General features: G+C 58.2%; 16 protein-coding genes. All 16 read left to right on the forward strand.

The features are described 5' to 3' along the window. The first annotated feature begins 117 nt into the window (after positions 1–117). The 16 genes from recG (at position 118) to WKR14_RS19385 (ending at position 16,629) form a co-directional block, all read left to right on the forward strand. Complete coding sequence (recG, locus tag WKR14_RS19310) at positions 118–2,193, forward strand: ATP-dependent DNA helicase RecG (RefSeq protein ID WP_221049981.1); 2,076 nt, start codon at positions 118–120, stop codon at positions 2,191–2,193. 188 nt (positions 2,194–2,381) lie between these two features. Further along, on the forward strand, positions 2,382–3,248 hold the full coding sequence (locus tag WKR14_RS19315) for a DUF3014 domain-containing protein (RefSeq protein ID WP_335922077.1): 867 nt from the start codon (positions 2,382–2,384) through the stop codon (positions 3,246–3,248). A gap of 244 nt (positions 3,249–3,492) precedes the next feature. Then, complete coding sequence (locus WKR14_RS19320; protein ID WP_109247225.1) at positions 3,493–4,221, forward strand: beta-ketoacyl synthase chain length factor; 729 nt, start codon at positions 3,493–3,495, stop codon at positions 4,219–4,221. After that, complete coding sequence (locus tag WKR14_RS19325) at positions 4,218–5,015, forward strand: lysophospholipid acyltransferase family protein (RefSeq protein WP_335922076.1); 798 nt, start codon at positions 4,218–4,220, stop codon at positions 5,013–5,015. The genes WKR14_RS19320 and WKR14_RS19325 overlap by 4 nt, the downstream gene beginning before the upstream one ends. Next, complete coding sequence (locus WKR14_RS19330; protein ID WP_025010130.1) at positions 5,002–5,256, forward strand: phosphopantetheine-binding protein; 255 nt, start codon at positions 5,002–5,004, stop codon at positions 5,254–5,256. The genes WKR14_RS19325 and WKR14_RS19330 overlap by 14 nt, the downstream gene beginning before the upstream one ends. 9 nt (positions 5,257–5,265) lie before the next feature. Further along, on the forward strand, positions 5,266–5,514 hold the full coding sequence (locus WKR14_RS19335) for an acyl carrier protein (RefSeq protein ID WP_025010131.1): 249 nt from the start codon (positions 5,266–5,268) through the stop codon (positions 5,512–5,514). Continuing rightward, positions 5,514–6,062 carry a hypothetical protein gene (locus WKR14_RS19340; protein ID WP_208182210.1) on the forward strand — a complete coding sequence of 183 codons (549 nt, stop codon included), beginning with the start codon at positions 5,514–5,516 and terminating at the stop codon, positions 6,060–6,062. The genes WKR14_RS19335 and WKR14_RS19340 overlap by 1 nt, the downstream gene beginning before the upstream one ends. A gap of 10 nt (positions 6,063–6,072) precedes the next feature. Beyond that, entirely contained in the window at positions 6,073–7,443 is a 1,371-nt protein-coding gene (locus WKR14_RS19345; RefSeq protein ID WP_208125226.1) for an AMP-binding protein, read from the forward strand. Then, positions 7,436–7,798 (forward strand): thioester dehydrase, encoded by a 363-nt coding sequence (locus WKR14_RS19350; RefSeq protein ID WP_101055321.1) that lies wholly within the window; start codon positions 7,436–7,438, stop codon positions 7,796–7,798. The genes WKR14_RS19345 and WKR14_RS19350 overlap by 8 nt, the downstream gene beginning before the upstream one ends. Then, positions 7,795–9,507, forward strand: coding sequence for a glycosyltransferase family 2 protein (locus WKR14_RS19355; protein ID WP_335922074.1), 1,713 nt, complete (start codon positions 7,795–7,797; stop codon positions 9,505–9,507). The genes WKR14_RS19350 and WKR14_RS19355 overlap by 4 nt, the downstream gene beginning before the upstream one ends. Next, positions 9,504–11,057: an aromatic amino acid ammonia-lyase gene (locus WKR14_RS19360; RefSeq protein WP_335922073.1), complete on the forward strand. Its 1,554-nt coding sequence runs from the start codon at positions 9,504–9,506 to the stop codon at positions 11,055–11,057. The genes WKR14_RS19355 and WKR14_RS19360 overlap by 4 nt, the downstream gene beginning before the upstream one ends. After that, positions 11,054–11,491 carry an acyl-CoA thioesterase gene (locus WKR14_RS19365; protein ID WP_221055564.1) on the forward strand — a complete coding sequence of 146 codons (438 nt, stop codon included), beginning with the start codon at positions 11,054–11,056 and terminating at the stop codon, positions 11,489–11,491. Before WKR14_RS19360 ends, WKR14_RS19365 begins: the two co-directional genes overlap by 4 nt. After that, complete coding sequence (locus WKR14_RS19370) at positions 11,488–12,339, forward strand: outer membrane lipoprotein carrier protein LolA (RefSeq protein ID WP_335922072.1); 852 nt, start codon at positions 11,488–11,490, stop codon at positions 12,337–12,339. The genes WKR14_RS19365 and WKR14_RS19370 overlap by 4 nt, the downstream gene beginning before the upstream one ends. Further along, positions 12,339–14,696: an MMPL family transporter gene (locus WKR14_RS19375; protein ID WP_335922071.1), complete on the forward strand. Its 2,358-nt coding sequence runs from the start codon at positions 12,339–12,341 to the stop codon at positions 14,694–14,696. Before WKR14_RS19370 ends, WKR14_RS19375 begins: the two co-directional genes overlap by 1 nt. Next, complete coding sequence (locus WKR14_RS19380) at positions 14,693–15,949, forward strand: NAD(P)/FAD-dependent oxidoreductase (RefSeq protein WP_144131435.1); 1,257 nt, start codon at positions 14,693–14,695, stop codon at positions 15,947–15,949. Before WKR14_RS19375 ends, WKR14_RS19380 begins: the two co-directional genes overlap by 4 nt. Continuing rightward, positions 15,946–16,629, forward strand: a complete 684-nt coding sequence (locus WKR14_RS19385) for a DUF3261 domain-containing protein (RefSeq protein WP_335917589.1) — start codon at positions 15,946–15,948, stop codon at positions 16,627–16,629. Before WKR14_RS19380 ends, WKR14_RS19385 begins: the two co-directional genes overlap by 4 nt. The last annotated feature ends 17 nt before the right edge of the window (positions 16,630–16,646 follow it).

Consider the following 16,646-nt stretch of genomic DNA (forward strand, 5'->3'; position numbering starts at 1 on the left):
GCAGAAGCCCTGCCGCCATTGCGCCACACTTTACCCAGCCGATAAAAGCAACGCATTGCCAAGGGCTATTTCTCTGATAGTATATGTATAAATTCACAGTAATCCGGTGCTAAAGGTTTGCAGAGACTGGATCTTATTGCTATCACCGAGCTGAAAGGCGTAGCCGCTAAAATGGCTGAGAAACTGCACAAGCTCGGAATCAACACGGTACAGGATCTGCTGTTCCACCTGCCGCTGCGCTACGAAGACAGAACCCGCATCTACCCCATAGCCAGCCTCACTCCCGGCAGCTACGGCACCATAGAAGCCGAAATTCAGTCCAGCCAGATCATCAATGGCCGCAAGCGCATGTTGATCTGCAATGTCCGTGATGACAGCGGTACCATGACCCTGAGGTTCTTCAATTTCTCTGCCGCCCAGCGCAATGCCATGCAACAAGGGCTGACCATTAGAGCCTACGGCGAAGTGCGCCGAGGTAATCATCAGGCCGAGATCATTCATCCGGATTACAAGATACTCAAGGGCGACGAACCGCCTAACCTCAGCGAAACCCTGACGCCCATCTACCCCACCACTGAAGGACTCAAACAGGCCAGCTGGATGAAATTGACCGAGCAGGCTCTAAGCCTGCTGCAGGAGGACGGACTGCAAGAGTTGCTGCCCGAGGCGCTGCGCCCCAATCAGCAAAGCCTGGCTCAGGCGGTGCGCACCCTGCATAGGCCCCCGGCGGATGTCGATATCTACCGTCTGGAACAGGGGCAACACCCGGCGCAGCAACGCCTGGTGCAGGAAGAACTGCTGGCGCATAACCTGTCTATGCTCAAGCTCAGAGAGCGCAGCAATCATGACAAAGCCGTGCCTTTGCCCGCCACCGGCGCCTTGCTCAATCCCTTCCTCGCCGCCTTGCCCTTTAAACCTACGGGGGCGCAGCAGCGAGTGGTGGCAGATATCGGCCGCGATATTGAAAAGCCGCAACCCATGATGCGCCTGGTTCAAGGCGATGTCGGCTCGGGCAAGACCCTAGTCGCCGCCATGGCCGCGCTGCAGGCGATAGAAAACGGTTATCAGGTGGCCATGATGGCGCCCACTGAGCTGTTGGCCGAGCAACATGCTATTAATTTCAGTCAATGGCTGGAGCCATTGGGGCTCAAAGTCGGCTGGCTGGCGGGCAAGCTCAAGGGCAAGGCCAGGGCCCAGTCGCTGGAGGATATCGCCTCCGGCAGTGCCCACATGGTGATAGGCACCCACGCCATCTTTCAAGAGCAGGTACAGTTTCACAAACTGGCATTGATCATCATAGATGAGCAACACAGATTCGGCGTACATCAACGCCTGGGGCTGAGAGAGAAAGGCATCAGCCAGGGCTTTCACCCCCACCAGTTGATCATGACGGCGACCCCTATCCCCCGCACCCTGGCGATGACCGCCTATGCGGACCTGGATACCTCCATCATTGACGAGTTGCCGCCTGGGCGTACCCCGGTCACCACAGTGGCCATCAGTGACAGTCGGCGTCAGGAGGTGATCGACAGGGTGCGTCAGGCGGCGCTCAATGACGGTCGCCAGGCCTACTGGGTCTGCACCCTTATCGAAGAATCCGAAGTGCTCGAATGCCAGGCGGCCGAAGACACCTGCGAAGAACTGCGTGCCGCCCTGCCGGAGCTGAGCATAGGCCTGGTACATGGCCGTATGAAGAGCGCCGAAAAACAACAAGTCATGGATAGCTTCAAACGCGGCGAACTCAAGTTGTTGGTGGCCACCACTGTCATTGAAGTGGGGGTCGATGTGCCCAACGCCAGTCTGATGATCATCGAGAACCCGGAGCGGCTGGGGCTGGCGCAGTTGCACCAGTTGCGCGGCCGGGTCGGTCGTGGCGCCGTGGCCAGCCACTGCGTCCTGCTGTACAAGGCGCCGTTGTCACACACGGCCACCAAACGGCTTGGAGTATTGCGCCAGAGCAACGACGGCTTTGTCATTGCCCAAAAAGATCTGGAAATCCGCGGCCCCGGTGAAGTGTTGGGCACCCGCCAAACAGGTATAGCCGATATGAAGGTGGCCGATCTGGTACGGGATCAGGCGCTTATTCCCCACATCCAGAAACTGGCCCGTCATGTAATGAGCCAGGCACCGGAGAATGTCGATGCCATCATTCAGCGCTGGCTGGGCGACCGGCAGCAGTATGTTCAGGCCTAGTGCGCAAAAAACGTCACAAAAGTGCCGAGAGTTCAGCCGGAGTTCAAGTCGGCCACCACAGGATCTGCTCTACTGGCACTATTTCACAAATAAATCTTACTGCTGAATGGTCGAACGCTGGACAAGATGGCCAATATTTGCAGAATGGGAGAAGCGCTGCCTCACAGGTATCAATGAAAGGAAATCCAATGCAAGTTAATCAAGAAGATAGAATCGCGCCGCAGGAAAAATCCTCTGGCAACAGTGGCATTGCTATCATCCTACTGGTGTTGGTATTGCTGATTGCAGGAGGAGCCTACTACTATTTCAGCGGTGAGCAAGAGCCGCAGCAAGCAGCAGAGCCCACCCAGGTTGAACTTCCCGAACCCGCGCCCAGCGAACCGCTGCCAACCCAAGTTCAGGTGCCAGAACCTGAAACCATGCCCGAGCCAGAACCTGAAGTGGTTCAGCCCGAAGTTGAGCCGGAACAACCTCTGCCTTCACTGTCCGAAAGTGATGAATATGTTCATGAAAAAGCCGTGGCCATGGCCGATGGTATGAAGATAGAGCCGCTGCTGGTTGAACAAGATCTGGTACGCCAGTTCGTGGTGTTTGTCGATAACCTGGCCCAAGGTGAATTAGCCCGTAAAACCAGTCCGATGAAAGGCCCGAGCGACACCTTCACTGTATCTGAAATTGCCAACAAGACCTATCTGGATCCGGATAGCTATCACAGATACGACCTTTACGCCGACTTCCTCACCGGCCTCAATGACGAGCAGTTGCTCAGCACCTACCGTCAATTGTCGCCACTGCTGGAGCAGGCCTTCGATGAGCTGGGTTACCCCAACCTCAAATTCGATGAGCGGATGCAACAAGCCATCAAGGTGCTGTTGGCCACCCCTGTGATAGAAGATCCTATCGAGCTGTATGCTATCAGTGTGAACTACAAGTTTGTCGATCCCAAACTGGAAGCCCTGCCCAACGCGCAGAAAATGCTGGTACGTATGGGGCCCGACAACACCCGTAAGATCAAAACGGCACTGCGACGACTACAGAGCCAATTGAGCAACTAAGCAGCATCTGAATCACCCGGCAGTCGCCGGGTGATTCCCTTGTTAGTGAAAAGTTGTAACTGATCTTTAGCTGTAACCTAAACCCCTTCTTAAAACCCGTACTTTCAGTGTAGAATATGGCCCTTTGTACCGGTGTTTCAGAGGGAAAGGACAATCGGTACGGCGGTCGCATTCCGACCCGACAGATTCACTCCCTCACGCCCCGTAAGGGATGGCAATAAAGATCTGTGTCAGAGGCAAAGCAGTGCAACTAGCGTTCAGTATTCTCTCCTGGGGAGCCTGGTCTCCGGAGTATCAACAGCAGCAAGATTGGCAGCAGTGGCAGAGCAGCAACTGCGCCCTTGATGACAGCGATCGCCTTGCCCCCAAGTTACCCCAAGTTGCCGCCATGCAGCGGCGCCGTTTCAGCCGCCTGAGCAAGATGATGCTGGAAGCCGCCTTCCAGGCCGAGCCTCCCGGCCAATGCCGCAGCGTATTTGCCTCGCGCCATGGCGAACTCAATCGCACCATAGAACTGCTGCAGGATATTATCGTCAGGCAGCCTCTCTCCCCCATGGGTTTCAGTCAATCAGTTCACAACACCGCCAGCGGCCTGTTTGGCATAGTCACGGGTAATACTGGCGCTTCCACTTCTGTGGCTGCGGGCACAGATACCCTGTCCCAGGCCATGTTGGAAGCCTGGGCCCAATTAGCCGAAGACCCCAGCCCCCTGCTATTGGTGTTCGGCGATGACCCTGTGCCGCCCGTCTATGATGAATTTACCCAAGAGATGGAGCTGCCACTGGCCTTATCGCTATTATTGGCTCCGGCCGATGTTTCCGGGATTGCCAGAGTCACCTTGAGTCAGCAGACCGGCGCCGGGCAGCCGCTAAGCTTTGGCGCCCTGCTGCAGGCACTGGCAAACGGCACGGCAATCCAGGGGCAACTGGCCCATTGGCATTGGCAGCTGGAACCTTCACGGGAGCCGTTATGACAGCCCCGGCAACCGGTATCGGCTATTTTCCCCGTTGGCTCGCCGGCATCAGCTGTTATATCGCCTTCGGCCTCGGCGGCTTGCTGAGCTCCTTGACCATTTTACCTGTGCTGAGATTCTGGCCCGGCGAGCGCGATGTGCGCATTCAAAGAGTACAAAAAGCGGTGCACTACATGTTCCGCGGCTTTGTGCATATGCTGACCTGGGCCGGTGTGGTCAGGGTCAGCACAGTCAATCTGCAGCGATTACAGCAGGCCAAGGGCATGGTGGTGATTGCCAATCACCCCACCCTCATAGATGTGGTGGTGTTAATCAGCCTGATGCCCAATGCCGGCTGCATTGTAAAACAGGGACTGTGGCGTAACCCCTTTCTGCGCGGAGTCGTCTCCGCCGCCGGTTATATTCCCAATCGCGGCGCCGAGCTGCTGCTACAGGACTGCCGTGAAGTGTTGGCCAGAGGCACCAATCTGATCATCTTTCCCGAGGGCACCCGCACGGTAAAAGGCACAGTGATCAACCCCTTTGCCCGCGGTTCGGCCAATATCGCCCTGCGCACCGGGGCCGATATTCTGCCAGTGGTACTCAGGGTGGTTCATCCCGGACTCACCAAACAGGATCCCTGGTACGAAATCCCGAGACGCACCATACAGATGCAAGTGGAAACCGGGGCAAGCATAGCGCATCTGAGGTATGATGCCGAAAGCGGTGGCGATGCCCGGATGGCACGCCAACTCACCAGAGATCTGGAAACCTATTACAAACAACAATTAGATATAAATTATGAGCTTACATAACGAAATTAAACAGCTAATCATAGATTGCCTCGATCTTGAGGATATCAGTATCGACGATATAGATACCGAGGCACCGCTGTTCGGTGAGGGGTTGGGACTGGATTCCATCGATGCACTTGAGCTGGGCTTGGCGATCAAGAAGCAGTTCGACGTCAAGATCGAAGCCAACTCAGAGGCAACCAAGGCCCACTTTTACAGTGTTGCCAGCCTTGCCGCGTTTATCGAATCCCAGCGCGCGTAGGAGGTGCTCATGCAAAGCCGTGAACAGATATTGGAAATGCTGAGCAAGATCCTGGTCGATGAGTTTGAAGTGGATGCCGAGGCGATAACCCCTGAGGCTTCCCTCTATGAAGAGCTGGATCTGGACAGCATAGATGCGGTGGATCTGGTGATCAAACTGCAACAGCTGACCGGCAAAAAGATCCAGCCCGATGAATTCAAGTCGGTACGGACGGTCAACGACGTGGTTAACGCCATCGAGGGACTGGTTAAAGACTGATGCGTGCCCTGGCTCAGACAGTCACGGCCCTGTTGCTGCTGGGATATCCCCTGGCGGTATATCTGGGGCTGAACTATCTGCCGGGCAATGGCCTGGCACTCTTGCTGGCGGCCTTGCTCGGTGCCAGGTTGCTGCTGGGGAAGCAAAAGCTCAAGGCGCTGGCCGCTCCGGTCGTTCTGGGGTTACTGCTGGCGCTCGGCAGCTTGCTTGCCAAGCGTCAGGACTGGCTGCTGTACTACCCTGTGCTGGTCAATGCCTGCATGCTGGTGCTGTTTGCCTCTTCGCTGCTTAAAGGTCCCAGCATAGTGGAACGTCTGGCCAGGTTGGCCGAGCCGGATCTGCCCGAGGAAGCCAGGCCCTACCTGGTAAGGGTCACACAACTCTGGTGCGGTCTGTTTGTCTTCAACGGCGGCATGGCGGCTTATACGGCGCTGTTTACCAGCCTGGAGACCTGGACCCTGTACAACGGCCTGATAGCCTATCTGCTGATGGGGCTGCTCGGTGGCGGAGAATGGCTCTATCGCCACTTTTGTCTGAAGCGATCATAAAGGGACAGTTATGACAGAGTTATTGAAAACCTGGCTTACCCAAGGCCCAGCAGGGCAACAACTGATCAGTTTTAACCACCATGACATAGTCACGGGTTCACTGTTCGCCACCCAGGTCTATCATCTGCATCAGCGCCTGCGAGCCCGGCCGGAAAAGCGTTGGTTACTGGCCTGCGACAGCAGCGATCTGTTCGCCGTTGGCCTCTGCGCCGCCCTGTTGTCGGGCAAGCAGATCATACTGCCGGCCAACACTCAGCCGGGTACTCTCAGCGAACTGACCCAGGAGTTTGATGCCATAGTGTCAGACCGCCCCCTGTGTGAGGGCAAGATCTGGCTCGAGCTGAAAAAAGAGCTGTCACTGCCCCACTCGCCCTGGCCGCAGATGGCCGAGGGGGATGAGTTCGGCGAACTGCTGCTGTTCACCTCAGGCTCCAGCGGCCAACCCAAGGCGGTTCGCAAGCGTCTGCAGCAACTGGATGCCGAAGTCAGTGTGTTGGAGCAGACCTTCGCCGCTCACCTGCCACACTGCAGCGTGATTGCCACCGTCAGCCACCAGCATATCTATGGCTTGCTGTTTAAGATTCTCTGGCCACTGGCGGCCAGTCGCCCCTTCCTCAGCGATCTGGTGGAATACCCGGAAACCCTGAGTTATTACACCGCCCTATTTCCCAACCTGTGCCTAATCAGCAGCCCGGCGCAGCTGTCGAGGCTGCCGGATGCGCTGGAGCATGAGCGCCAGTTGCACACTCCCAGCCTGATCTTCAGCTCCGGCGGGCCCCTGAGCCTGGAAGCCGCCCAAGGGGTCAAGCGCTGCTACGGTAGCCTGCCAATCGAGGTCTACGGCAGCACGGAAACCGGCGGCATAGGTTATCGGCGCCAACAGAGCAGCGACACGCCCTGGCAGGCCTTTGCCCCCATGGAACTGAGCAATGACAGCGACGGCGCTTTGCTGCTGCGCTCGCCCTATCTCGAAGACGACGGCCAGTACCGCTGTGAAGACAAGGTTCGGCTGCTGGGCGAAGGCCAATTCTGCCTCGAAGGCCGCTTGGACCGCATCGTCAAGATAGAGGAAAAGCGCCTGTCTCTGGTGCAGATGGAAACCTTGCTCAACGCCCATCCCTGGGTGACCCAATCGCATCTGGTGCTGCTGGAAAACCCCAGAGTACAACTGGGCGCGGCGGTAGAGCTTTCCGCCGCCGGTAAGGCACAGCTGGAAGCCGAGGGTAAACTCAGCATCAACAACGCCCTCAAGGCCCATCTGCTGAGCCAATTTGAACGTGTGACTCTGCCAAGGCGCTGGCGCTATCCACAGCAGCTGCCACTCAACGCCCAGGGCAAGTTGCTCAAAAACGATATTCTTGAGCTGTTTGATCATGATTAAGTCTGTTCTTCCGCCCATTGTTCAACACCGGCATCAGGACAATGAAGCCAGTTGGCGCCTGAGCATTCCGGCCGAGCTGCCTATGTTTGCCGGCCACTTTCCCGGCCAGCCGGTATTGCCCGGCGTGACTCAACTGGACTGGGCCGTGCGTCTCGGCAGCCAGGCATTCGGCTATGATGCCGAAGTCGCGGTACTCGAGGTGCTCAAGTTTCAGCAACTGCTGTTGCCGAATATGCAAGTCACCCTCAGCATCAGCAATAACCCCGCCAAGGGTAAACTGAGCTTCAGCTACAGCAACGGCGAACAGAAGTTCGGCTCGGGTCGTATTGCCTTCAAGACAGAGGCCAAGCAATGAAGCTGGCGCTGATCATCCCCAATTACAACCACAGGGGCCATATCGCTGCGACGCTGGAAGCCCTCAAACCGCTGGGGCTGCCCTGCTTTTTGATCAACGACGGCAGCGACGATGAGACCCGCTATCTGTTGCAACAGTTGGCCGAACAACACAGCGACTGGGTCAGCCTGCTGCATCACCCTTATAACCGCGGCAAGGGCGCCGCCGTGATGACAGGCCTGCGCGCCGCTTGGGCTGCGGGTTTTTCCCACGGCCTACAGGTGGACGCCGACGGCCAACATAATCTGGAAGATATTCCGGCGCTAATCGCCAGGGCGCAGCTCAACCCCAAGGCGCTGATCTCCGGCCTGCCGCAATATGATGATTCCGTGCCCAAGGGTCGGCTCTACGGCCGTTACCTGACCCATTTTTGGGTCTGGGTCGAGACCCTGAGCCTGGATATCCGCGATTCCATGTGCGGCTTTCGAGTCTATCCACTGGCGGCCACCGAAGCCCTGCTTCGCAGCGAAGCCCTCGGCGAGCGGATGGACTTTGATATCGAAGTCATGGTGCGTCTCTACTGGCGCGGTGTTGCCATAGAACATATTCCCACCAAGGTGATCTACCCGGAAGACGGCAGCAGCCATTTTCAGGGGCTGGCCGACAATGTGCGGATCAGCAAGCTGCACAGCAGGCTGTTTTTCTCCATGCTGTGGCGCAAGCTCAAGGGGCAGAAACTGGGGCCAACCCAAGCGGCACAAGACAACCCCCAAGACGCTCATTGGTCCAACGTCAAGGAGCGGGGCAGCTACTGGGGTATCAAGCTGCTGGCCGAAAGCTATCGTTTCGGCGGCCACTGGCTGGCACGGGCGATCATGTACCCGGTGATCTGCTATTTCTTTATCACAGGGCGACAGGCCCGCGAGGCGTCACAAGCGTTTCTAAAACGGGTACAGGCACTGGAGCCACAGCACCCGAGCCTCGGTCAGCCGGTGACTTGGCGCGACAGCCTGCGCCACTTCTTCGCCTTCGGCAATGCCGCGCTGGATCGCATCGATGCCTGGTGCGATCGCATTCGCTTGCAGCAGGTGGAGTTCAGCGACCGTCAACAGTTGGCCGAGCAGTTACAAAGCGGCCAGGGAGCCGTGTTGCTGGTGTCCCACCTTGGCAATATCGAGCTATGCCGCGCCATCTCCATTCACCAGCGCAAGGTGAAGGTCAATGTGATGGTGATGACCCGCAATGCCGAAAACTTCAACCGGGTGCTCAAGCAGCTGAACCCGGACAGTGAACTCAACTTACTTCAGGTCACCGAACTCAACCCGGCCACCTCCATGTTGTTGCAAAGCAAGGTCGAGGCCGGTGAATTGGTGGTGATTGCCGCCGATCGCACCTCCAGCCACAGCCCGGGTCGTACGGTAAAAGTGCCATTCCTCGGCGAGATGGCGCCCTTCCCCCAGGGCCCCTTTATTCTGGCCGGTCTGCTGGACTGCCCCATCTACACCATGTTCTGCCTGCGGGAGCAGCAGGGCTATAAAGTCTGGCTCGAGCCCTTCGAGCAGAGCCTCAAAGGCCCGAGAGCCGAGCGGCAGCAGCGACTGCAACAGGCAGCAGGCCTCTATGCCCAGCGACTGGAACATTTTGCCCGCAAGGCACCACTGCAGTGGTTTAACTTTTTCGATTTTTGGCGGCAGGACCAAGTTGCTGACCGCCCCAAGGACAATTCATGAGCGCAACAGTTAAGGCCACCAAGACGGTCGGCTTCGGCCAAACATCACTGACACTGGAACAGGTGGTCGCCATCGCCAAAGGAGCGCCGGTGACCCTCAACGCCAGTGCCGAGTACCGTGACTATATCCAGCGCGGCGCCCGCTTTATCGACAGCCTGCTCCATGAAGAAGGCGTGGTCTATGGGGTCACCACAGGCTATGGCGATTCCTGTACCGTCAATGTCGGCCCGGAGCTGGTACACGAGTTGCCGCTGCATCTGTCGCGCTTTCATGGTTGCGGCATGGGCAAGGTGCTGGAGATCCCCCAGGCCAGAGCCGTGATGGCCTGTCGCCTCAACTCACTGGCCGTGGGTAAGTCCGGTGTCAGCTATGAGCTGCTGGAGCGTATAGCCCTGCTGCTGAACCTCAACATAGTGCCAGTGATCCCGGAGGAAGGCTCTGTGGGTGCCAGCGGCGATCTCACGCCACTGTCTTATCTGGCCGCCGTACTGGTTGGCGAGCGGGAGGTCTTCTATCAAGGACAGCGCCGCGCCACCAGCGAGGTCTACGCCGAACTTGGGGTCAGCGCCCTCAAGCTCAGGCCCAAAGAGGGCCTGGCACTGATGAACGGCACCGCCGTGATGACGGCGCTGGCTTGTCTGGCCTATGACAGGGCCGAGTACCTGAGCCGCCTGTGCGCCCGCATTACCGCCATGGCCTCACTGACACTCAAGGGCAACTCCAACCATTTCGACGAGATACTGTTTGCCGCCAAACCGCACCCGGGGCAGAACCAGGTCGCGGCCTGGATCCGTGAAGACCTCAACCACCACGAGCACCCACGCAATTCTGACCGACTGCAGGACAGATATTCGATTCGCTGCGCGCCGCACATTATCGGGGTCTTGGCCGATGCCCTGCCCTTTATGCGCCAGTTTATCGAGACCGAACTCAACAGCGCCAACGACAACCCGATAGTCGACGGCGAGGGGGAACATATTCTCCACGGTGGCCACTTCTATGGCGGCCATATCGCCTTTGCCATGGACAGCCTCAAGAATGCGGTGGCCAATCTGGCGGATCTGCTGGACAGGCAGATGGCTCTGGTGATGGATCCCAAATTCAACAACGGCCTACCGGCCAACCTGTCGGCCAGCCAGGGCGAGCGCAGCCCCATCAACCACGGTTTCAAGGCAGTGCAGATAGGTTGCTCGGCCTGGACCGCCGAGGCACTGAAACACACTATGCCCGCCAGCGTGTTCTCGCGCTCTACCGAGTGTCACAACCAGGACAAGGTCAGCATGGGCACCATTGCCGCCCGTGACGCCCTGCGGGTGCTGGAACTGACCGAGCAGGTGGCCGCTGCCGCACTGCTGGCCATGAGTCAGGGGATCCGCCTGCGCCTGCTCGCCGGTGAACTGGAACGTGAGTCGCTGACCGAGTCAGTAGCTACCACCCTGGCGCAGCTGGAAGCCGACTTTGAACTCTTGATTGAAGACAGGCCGCTGGAAGCCTTGTTGCGGCAAACCCTGGCCAAGATCCAAGCCGGGGAGTGGGAGGTGTGCCGATGAAAGCCATCCTCAGCACTGAAATAGAGCTGGAGATCCCCTTCCACGATGTCGACTCCATGGGCATTACCTGGCACGGCAACTATCTGCGTTATTTTGAGATAGCCCGCTGCAAGCTGCTGGACAGGTTCGACTACGGCTACAGCCGAATGCAGGAGTCAGGTTACGCCTGGCCGATAGTGGATCTGCAGCTGAAATACGTCAAACCCAGCCGTTTCGAGCAGAAGATCCGGGTGAGTGCCGCCTTGGTTGAGTGGGAAAATCGACTGAAGATTAACTACCAGATTTGCGACGCCGCCAGCGGTGAGCGCCTCACCAAGGGCTACACCATACAGGCCGCAGTGGATATGCAGACTCAGGAACTGTGCTTGGTGACCCCGCCGGTGTTCCGTGAGCGCCTGGCGCCCTTCATCGCGGCCGCCGAGGCCAAACCATGAACCCCTCAGCTTTCGGCTTTCGGCTCACTCGGCAGCTCGCCCTACTGCTTGGGCTGTTGGGACTGTTTTGGTTTGGCGCCGCTTGCAGCAACATGGCTTTAGGGGAAGTGGCGCCAGCCACTATGGCATTAGGAGAAGTGGCGCCAGCCACTATGGTATTGGGAGAAATGGCGCCGGATAACACTCAGACAGAGCCGGTGGCAGTGTTGGCCGCCGAAGCCAAGGGGAAAATCAGGCCGGAGGCGCAGGCATTCGATAAACTCTTTGCCAAGGCGGCCACAGAGCAGGCTCTGCAACAGTTAAGCACTAAGATGGCCCTCAGCGACAGCAGCCGAGGCAAGTTTAAGCAGGTGCGCTGGCTCAGGGTGCTGAAACAACCACTTCGCAGCAGCGGCGAATTTCTGTTTCAGCGAGAACTGGGCATGCTCTGGCAACAGCAGACTCCCTTTGGCAACCTCTTGCTGCTGAAACAGGGCGAGCTTATCCAGCAGGACAGCCAGGGCAAACTCAGTGTCACCAAGGCCGATGCCGGCCCGGCGGCCGTGGCTGAAATGCTGCCGCGCATGATGCAATCCCTGCTCTCCGGTGATATTCAGGCATTGAGCCAGGGGTTTGAACTCTATCTGCTCAATGACCAAGCGGGTCATTGGCAACTGGGACTCAAAGCCAAGGAGCAGACAATGGCGGCTCTGCTGCCGCAAATGGTGCTCGAAGGCAATCAGGATCTCGAATCTCTGACCCTGCTGGCCAAGAACGGCGATATCAGCCAGATATTCTTCTCTGAACTGGATAAATCCCCACTCAATGACAGCGAGCGCGCTCGCTTCTTTCCCGAGGTGGCCCCCTGATGTCGCCTAGCCCTGAACCCGCTCGTCCCAGGCTCTCGGCGCCGGTTGGCCTGCTGTTGTGGCTGGGGCTGCTGACGCTGCTCATTCTGCTTGGCGTCTGGCAGTGGCAACAGGGCGGCCGTATTCAGAGCGACATTCTCGCCATGCTGCCCAAGGAGCAGGAAGATCCGCTCGCCGAAGCGGCGCTGAAACGCATGGAGCAGAAGCTCGGCAATCAAGTGTATATCGGCCTGATTGCCAAGGATAAGCCTCAGGCGATCAACGCCGGCAAACAGCTACTGAGTGCGCTGAAAAAGGAGCAAAACGCCTTTAAGAGAGTGCGCAGCGCCGAGGCCAACAGCTTCAGCGCCCTGGGGCGTTTCTATTTCCCCTACCGCATGGGGCTGCTCAGTGACAGCCAGAGGCAGCAACTCGCTAGCGGTGAATTAACCCCTTTGATTCAAAACGCGCAGCAACAGCTCTACAGCGCCTTTGGCGCCGCAGGCAGCGACCTGATTGCCGAAGATCCGCTGTTGCTGTTCCCCGACTGGCTCAAGTCGCTGGCCGAGGGCCGCAGTCTCATCCAGGCAGATGGCATACTGTTGGCGCCAACGCCGCAAGGCCAGTATGCAGCCATAGTGATGGCCGAGGGCATAGGCAGCGCCTTTAACCCGCAGCAACAGGCAATCCAGCTCAAGGCGCTGGAGCAGGCCTTGGCGCCTCTGCCGCAAGATACTCGAGTGCTCAAGGCCGGCGCCCTGTTTCATGCCGCGGCCGCCACAGAATCGGCCAAGAGCGAGATCAACCGTATCGGATTAGTGTCCCTGCTTGGAGTGATCCTGCTGGTGCTGCTGGCGTTTCGCTCCTTGATGCCGCTGACGGTGGCACTGCTCACCCTGGGCAGCGGATTCCTGGCGGCGACGGTCATTACCCTGACACTGTTTGGCGAACTGCATCTGCTGACTCTGGTGTTCGGCACCAGCCTTATCGGTATCGCCATCGACTACAGCTTTCACTTCTACTGCGAGCGCTTGCAACATCCCAAGGCTTCTCCCAGGCAGGTGATTGGCCTGATATTTCCGGCCGTGACCCTGGCCTTGATCACCAGTGTCGGCGCCTATCTTGGCATAGGCCTGGCACCTTTTCCCGGCATGCAACAGGTGGCCGTATTCTGTGCCAGCGGGCTGATTTTCACCTGGCTGACACTGCTGCTGGCGTATCCGGCCATAGCCGCCAGCCCCTTGCTTGCAGGAGATAGCCGCCTGGCGCTGGCTGGCCGCTTGCTGAGTCTCTGGCAAGCTCTCTGTCGGCGCAGCAGTCTGTTAATCCTAGTGCCACTGGGGTTACTGCTGCTGTTTGGCGGCATTAACCTCAAGGCCAACGATGATATCCGCGCGCTGCAGAGCAGCCCACCAGCGGTCAGCGAGCCGGAAAATGCTCTCAGGCAACTGCTGAGTGGCGGCACTGACAATCAGTTCCTGCTGGTCCGGGGTGACAGCGCCGAGGAGATGCTGCAGCATCTCGAACAGCTGGCGCCCGGGCTCGAGCGTTTGATTGCTGAAGGCAAACTCGGCAACAGCGTGAATATCGCCCGCTATTTGCCGAGCATCAAACGCCAGCAGCAAGATCATCAGTTGCAGGGGCTTATCTATCGCCAAACAAATACAGTTTTGGACACCCTAGGGCTGAATGCCGAGTTGGCCGGGCCGCTCTCGAGGCAATGGGCCGAATTCCAACCACTCTCGGCCACAGACTGGCTCGCCAGTGAAGGGGCTAAATCCTCAGGGCTGAGTGACCTCTACCTCGCCCCCACTGACGGAATAACGGCTCACGCCGCCATAGTGCTGCTCGGCGGGATCTACGATCTCGACGCCCTCAAGCAGCTGGCAAGCAGCAACCCGGGCGTGCAGTTGGTCGACAAGGTCGCCGATATCTCGGCACTGATGGCCAAATACCGTCAATTGACCCTGATGATGCTGGCGCTGGCACTGATGTTGGCGGCGGTGATTTTCAGCTGGCGCTTTGGTTTGCGCCGCGGCCTGTGGGTGGCGCTGGTGCCAACGCTGGCGGCGATTCTGACTCTGGGCGCCCTTGGCTGGCTCGGCAGCGGCTTGACCCTGTTTCATGCCCTGGCATTGGTGTTGGTGTTCGGCATAGGCGTGGACTACAGCCTGTTTTTTGCCGAAGCCAAACAGCATCCCAGTGGCGTGATGTTGGCGGTGCTGATGTCTGCCGCCTCCACCCTGCTGGCCTTTGGCCTGCTGGCTTTGAGTGACACCTATGCCATTGCCGCCTTTGGCATAACCCTGGCGCTAGGCATAGGTTTTACCCTGTTACTCGCTCCCCTAACCTCAACTCTTACAAGGAATGCAAAGTGAATACTGCCAATGCCGTGGAACAAGTCGATGTAGTAATTATCGGTGCCGGGCCATCCGGCTCGGTCGCGGCCAGCCTGCTGAAACAACAAGGAGTAGATGCCCTGGTGCTGGAGCGGGCCCAATTTCCACGCTTTTCCATCGGAGAGAGCCTGCTGCCCTGCTGCATGACAGTGCTGGAGCAGGCTGGGATGACAGAAGCCGTAGCCGAGGCCGGGTTTCAGTTTAAAAACGGCGCCGCCTTTCGGCGCAACGGCCGCTACACCACCTTTGATTTCAGTGACAAGTTTACCCCGGGCCCCGGCACCACCTTTCAGGTTCCCCGAGGCCAGTTCGACAAACTGCTGGCCGACACCGCCAGTACCCAAGGGGTAGAGATACGTTATGGCCAGACGGTCACCGCGGTAGATCTCAGCGCAGAACCACGGCTGACAGTGGCTGACGAAAATGGACAAGTCTATTCAGTGCAGGCCAAATATCTGCTGGATGCGAGCGGCTTTGGCCGGGTACTGCCAAGATTGCTGCAGCTGGAATGCCCCTCCAGCCTGCCGGCCCGCTCGGCCATCTTTACCCATATTGAGGACAATATCAGCGACCCGGAGTTTGACCGCAACAAGATCCTTATCAGCGTGCATCCGCGCAACAAGGATATCTGGTATTGGTTGATCCCCTTCAGTAACGGCACCTGTTCGCTGGGGGTGGTGGCCGAACCGCACCTGCTGGCAAGACTCGAAGGCAGCCTGGAGCAGCAACTGCGCACCATAGTCAATGAAGAGCCAGGGCTGGAAGCGCTGCTTAAAGACGCCAGAGTGATCCGCGACTGCGCCACCTTGAAGGGCTATTCGGCCAATGTCAGCACCCTGGCCAGCGACAAGTTTGCCCTGCTGGGCAATGCCGGTGAGTTTCTCGACCCGGTATTCTCCTCCGGGGTGACCATAGCCATGCACTCGGCCAGTCTGGCCTGCGACTGTCTGGTACGCCAGCTCAAGGGGGAAGCGGTAGACTGGCAGCAGGATTATGCCGAGCCCTTGATGCTGGGGGTCAACACCTTCCGCACCTATGTGGAAGCCTGGTATGACGGCAGATTCCAGGAGGTGATCTTCTTTGAAGACGCCAACCCCAAAATAAAACAGATGATCTGCTCTATCCTGGCGGGCTACGCCTGGGACAGCAACAACCCCTTTGTCAGTGAATCCCGGCGCAGATTGGATCTGGTGGTGAACCTCTGCCGCGACGCTGTCGAGGAAGCCTTATGACAGCCGCTGTCACCCGCTTGCTGCTGCTTGCCACTGTGCTGGTTGGCCTGGGCGGCTGCAGCCAAATATTGTATCGCCAAACCTGCGTTGCCCTGGCAAAGGATGTCAGTTATTGTCTGGCGCCGCTGCCGCTGAACCAGGCCGCGCCCAAGGGACAAACCTCTGATACCCAGGCTGCCAATGGCTCAAAGCAGCCAGATGAGCCCCAGGGCAATGGCTCGGTTCAAGCTCAACCTTTGGAGCAAACGCTCAGTCTCAGCCAGCAGGTGCGGCTGCAACGAGGGGAGCAGAGCCATGAGCTTATCAGCCAACTGGAACTGCAGCCGCAGCAGATGACAGTGGTGGGGCTGGCACCTCTGGGCCAAGCACTGTTTACCTTGATCTACGATGGACATACACTGACCAGCGAGCAGAGTGTGCTGCTCGGCAATGAGTTTAAAGCAGAATATCTGCTGGCCTTGTTGCAGCTCATCTATTGGCCGGAGGAAAAGCTGAACGCTTATCTGGATGGCGCCAGGGTGAAACTGGAAGATTGCGCCGCCGTCCTGTGCCGGGTATTGCTGAGCAATGACAATCGCGAGCTGATGCGGATAAGTTACTCCAGCCCCGACATCTGGCATGCGGAAGTGGCCATGAACATGCCGCAGGCCGATTTAAAACTGAACATTAAGCCCCTGTAATGAATACAGGGCCGGAT

This window comes from Shewanella chilikensis (assembly GCF_037953065.1).
Taxonomy (GTDB): domain Bacteria; phylum Pseudomonadota; class Gammaproteobacteria; order Enterobacterales; family Shewanellaceae; genus Shewanella; species Shewanella chilikensis.

Excerpts from the sequence above, each read along its gene's own strand:
- WKR14_RS19330 (WP_025010130.1), top strand. The coding sequence starts at position 5,002 with ATGAGCTTACATAACGAAATTAAACAGCTAATCATAGATTGCCTCGAT.
- WKR14_RS19345 (WP_208125226.1), top strand. The coding sequence starts at position 6,073 with ATGACAGAGTTATTGAAAACCTGGCTTACCCAAGGCCCAGCAGGGCAA.
- WKR14_RS19350 (WP_101055321.1), top strand. The coding sequence starts at position 7,436 with ATGATTAAGTCTGTTCTTCCGCCCATTGTTCAACACCGGCATCAGGAC.
- WKR14_RS19325 (WP_335922076.1), top strand. The coding sequence starts at position 4,218 with ATGACAGCCCCGGCAACCGGTATCGGCTATTTTCCCCGTTGGCTCGCC.
- WKR14_RS19315 (WP_335922077.1), top strand. The coding sequence starts at position 2,382 with ATGCAAGTTAATCAAGAAGATAGAATCGCGCCGCAGGAAAAATCCTCT.
- WKR14_RS19355 (WP_335922074.1), top strand. The coding sequence starts at position 7,795 with ATGAAGCTGGCGCTGATCATCCCCAATTACAACCACAGGGGCCATATC.
- WKR14_RS19335 (WP_025010131.1), top strand. The coding sequence starts at position 5,266 with ATGCAAAGCCGTGAACAGATATTGGAAATGCTGAGCAAGATCCTGGTC.
- WKR14_RS19360 (WP_335922073.1), top strand. The coding sequence starts at position 9,504 with ATGAGCGCAACAGTTAAGGCCACCAAGACGGTCGGCTTCGGCCAAACA.
- WKR14_RS19385 (WP_335917589.1), top strand. The coding sequence starts at position 15,946 with ATGACAGCCGCTGTCACCCGCTTGCTGCTGCTTGCCACTGTGCTGGTT.
- WKR14_RS19375 (WP_335922071.1), top strand. The coding sequence starts at position 12,339 with ATGTCGCCTAGCCCTGAACCCGCTCGTCCCAGGCTCTCGGCGCCGGTT.
- WKR14_RS19370 (WP_335922072.1), top strand. The coding sequence starts at position 11,488 with ATGAACCCCTCAGCTTTCGGCTTTCGGCTCACTCGGCAGCTCGCCCTA.
- WKR14_RS19340 (WP_208182210.1), top strand. The coding sequence starts at position 5,514 with ATGCGTGCCCTGGCTCAGACAGTCACGGCCCTGTTGCTGCTGGGATAT.
- WKR14_RS19365 (WP_221055564.1), top strand. The coding sequence starts at position 11,054 with ATGAAAGCCATCCTCAGCACTGAAATAGAGCTGGAGATCCCCTTCCAC.